The sequence below is a fragment of the Pseudomonas sp. GXM4 genome (assembly GCF_008923895.1).
Lineage (GTDB): Bacteria > Pseudomonadota > Gammaproteobacteria > Pseudomonadales > Pseudomonadaceae > Aquipseudomonas > Aquipseudomonas atacamensis.
Genome location: NZ_WBRZ01000422.1, coordinates 1 through 3,075 on the forward strand (window position 1 = coordinate 1; position 3,075 = coordinate 3,075).

General features: G+C 61.2%; 4 protein-coding genes. 2 read left to right on the forward strand and 2 right to left on the reverse strand.

All coding sequences use genetic code 11. The annotated features are described in order from the left end of the window. Together F8N49_RS26865 and rluB are read left to right on the forward strand one after the other, a co-directional pair. On the forward strand, nucleotides 1–161 hold a 161-nt coding region (locus F8N49_RS26865), incomplete at its 5' end, for a DUF1289 domain-containing protein (RefSeq protein ID WP_151553246.1). A gap of 142 nt (nucleotides 162–303) precedes the next feature. Next, nucleotides 304–1,524, forward strand: a complete 1,221-nt coding sequence (rluB, locus tag F8N49_RS26870) for a 23S rRNA pseudouridine(2605) synthase RluB (RefSeq protein ID WP_073472826.1) — start codon at nucleotides 304–306, stop codon at nucleotides 1,522–1,524. Between the two features lie 258 nt (nucleotides 1,525–1,782). Here the strand turns inward: rluB and F8N49_RS26875 are convergent, their stop codons facing one another. Next, nucleotides 1,783–2,748 carry a leucyl aminopeptidase gene (locus F8N49_RS26875; protein ID WP_071171406.1) on the reverse strand — a complete coding sequence of 322 codons (966 nt, stop codon included), beginning with the start codon at nucleotides 2,746–2,748 and terminating at the stop codon, nucleotides 1,783–1,785. A gap of 71 nt (nucleotides 2,749–2,819) precedes the next feature. Next, nucleotides 2,820–2,957: a hypothetical protein gene (locus F8N49_RS27990; RefSeq protein ID WP_003222780.1), complete on the reverse strand. Its 138-nt coding sequence runs from the start codon at nucleotides 2,955–2,957 to the stop codon at nucleotides 2,820–2,822. Nucleotides 2,958–3,075: the final 118 nt, after the last annotated feature.

Sequence of the window (3,075 nt, forward strand, 5' to 3'; positions counted from 1 at the left end):
TCTGCAAATTCTCCGAAGACATCTGCCTCGGTTGCGGTCGCAGCAAGCGCGAGATCAAGGCCTGGAAGAAGCTCGACAAGGACGACAAGCGCACCGTGCTGGCCGAAGCCGCGCTTCGCCTGATCAAACTCGGTGGTGCCGGTCGGCGGAAAAAGAAATAACCGGCAATCGATCAGCTAGTCTCTGATGCGCGACGGCGCACATCCGCGTATGATTCGCGACCCTTCGCCGATCCCTTCGGCCTGGACCCAGTTTTCAATACTTCAGGCGCCGCCTGAACAGACCACACCGGGAGGTGCCCAGATGAGTGACATCAATCAGAAAGACGACCAGGAAATCGGCCCAGCAGGCGAAAAGCTGCAGAAGGTCCTCGCCCGTATCGGCGTCGGCTCGCGCCGTGACGTGGAATCCTGGATCAGCCAGGGCCGGATCAAGGTCAATGGCAAAGACGCCACCCTCGGCCTGCGCGTCGACATGCACGACGCCATTACCATCGATGGCAAGGTGATCAAACGCGAAGAGGCCGCCGAATCGGTGCGCCGCGTGATCATGTACAACAAGCCTGACGGCGAAATCTGCACCCGTGACGACCCGGAAGGCCGTCCGACCGTGTTCGACAAGCTGCCGCGTCCGAAAGAAGGCCGCTGGATCAACATCGGCCGTCTCGACATCAACACCACCGGTCTGCTGATGTTCACCACTGACGGTGAGCTGGCCAACCGTCTGATGCACCCGTCCTACGAGATGGACCGCGAGTACGCCGTGCGTGTACGCGGTGAAGTCGATGACGAGATGATCGAACGCCTCAAGGCCGGCGTGGTGCTGGAAGACGGCCCGGCGCGTTTCACCGACATTCAACAGGCGCCGGGCGGTGAAGGCTTCAACCATTGGTACCACTGCGTGGTCATGGAAGGGCGCAACCGTGAAGTGCGCCGTCTGTGGGAATCGCAGGGTCTGGTGGTCAGCCGTCTGAAGCGTGTGCGTTTCGGTCCGGTGTTCCTCAACTCCGACCTGCCGATGGGCCGCTGGCGCGAAATGAGCCAGTACGAAGTCGACGTGCTCAGCGCCGAAGTCGGCCTGACCCCGGTGGCAATGCCGCAGCTGAATGCCAAGAGCAAGGACAAGCTCGAACGCATGCAGCGCAAATCGTCGCGGCCAATGGCCAAGACCGAGCGCGTGCGTACCCTGCGTCCAGCCGCTGGCGCACCCACCGCACCGCGCCCGAGCCGTGAGCCGCAGATCGAAGGCGAGCGTCCGGGTCGCAAGCCAGTCGCCCGTGACGGCGAGCGCGCACCGCGTCCGGCTAATGGCCGTACTGAGCGTGGCGAAGGTCGTGCACCGGCCGGTCGCGGTACGCCAGTGGCGGATCGTCCAGCCGACACCAGCAACAAGCGCCCGGCCAAACCGGCGCCGAAGCGTCCGGGGATCAAACTGGTCGACGGCGACAAGCCCTCGGGCAAGCGTCGCGGCGCACCGGCCGGTTCCGGTCAGCGCCCGGGGTTCGGACGCAAGAAACCGGAATAAGGCAGCTGTGAGTTACTAGCTGCAAGCTGCAAGTTGAAGCAAAAACGCCAACCCTTGAGGTTGGCGTTTTTTTCGTCTGGCGCCCAGCGATCGTTCCCACGCTCTGCGTGGGAATGCATCAACGGACGCTCCGCGTTCGGCTTTGGAAGGGACGCGGAGCGTCCCGGGCTGCATTCCCACGCGGAGCGTGGGAACGATCATCTGCGGCTTACATAAATCCCCTGTGGGAGCGAGCCTGCTCGCGAAGGCGTCAGTCGCCTAAAACACAAACCGCCCATCAAACACCGGCTTGTCATCCAGCGCCAACACCCCGCCAGAAAAGATCAGATCCAGGTGATGACTGCCCTTGGCGCCACCGCCCAGTCCGAGATGCAGCCCACAGTGCCGCTCCTCGAACCCGGCATTGCGCGCATACAGATCCTTGACGCCTTCATTGGTGCCAATCCCCAACTCCTCAATCCGTCGGTTCGATGGGTTGGCATCCAGGTACTTGTTGAAATCATGCTCCAGCCCCGGCACGTCGGTGGCGATGCGGCTGATGGTCGAGTTCTCGATCCACAATTCCAGCGGCGATTCCAGCACGCCGTACTTGCGCGCGAACGGGATGGTGCTGAGGAAGGTGCCCTTGAACTTCACATGGCCGTTGATAGCTTCGCTGTGGGTGGCGATTTCGCCGGGGGCGAGGTCGAAGTTGCCGACGCCATTGATGTCGGTCCACTTCTTGATGCTGCTCATCGGCGTTTCGAACCATGAGCCGTGGTCATCCTTGAAACTCAGCGTGGTCGCTTGGGACATGCGCTGGATCAGGTGACTGTTGAGCCCGGCGATGCGTTGCGGGGTGATGCTGAAAGTGTCGTAGAAATAATCGCCGTAATCCTTGAACAGCAGCGACTTCTTCCAGTTCTCGGCCATCACCGCTTGCAGCGCGCGGACGAACTCCGGGCCGTCTGGGCGCGGGTTGGGCAGGGTGGAAGAGTCGTAGAAGAAAATGTACAGATCGCTATCGGCAATTGCCTCGGACAGCGCTGTGGTGCTTTCCAGATCCAGGCGCCGGGCGCTGAACTGGAAGCGCGGATGCTCGCCGGCCTGTTCGGCAATGGCGCCGGTCAGGGCTTCGTAGTCGGCGGTATGGCCGAGCATGACCTTCGCCGAGTCGAGGCCGGCGAGGGCAGGGTGATGTTCGAGGTAGTAAAGGAAATGCGAGATGGCGCGGGGCTTGTCCATGAATCCTCCCTGACTGACCGGGGAATGAAGCGGCAGGCACGACCGGCCGGACCGTGCCTGCCCGGGATGTCTTACAGAGGCCACATCGCCGTGCCGAACGGAACCACCGCGTCGGCTTGCATCATTTCCACGGCGGCCTCATGGGTTGGCGCTTCAAACCATTCGTCCAGTTGCAGTTCGGTATCCAAGTCTTTTTCCAGTGCTTGCATGGTCGATCTCCTAGAGAATTTCACGGTTTATGACTGACCGGTCGAGGTGGCCGGTGAGACGTGAAGAACCTAGTTGAGCGTTTTTGTGAATGCAAAAATTTATCCATTTAATTTTTAA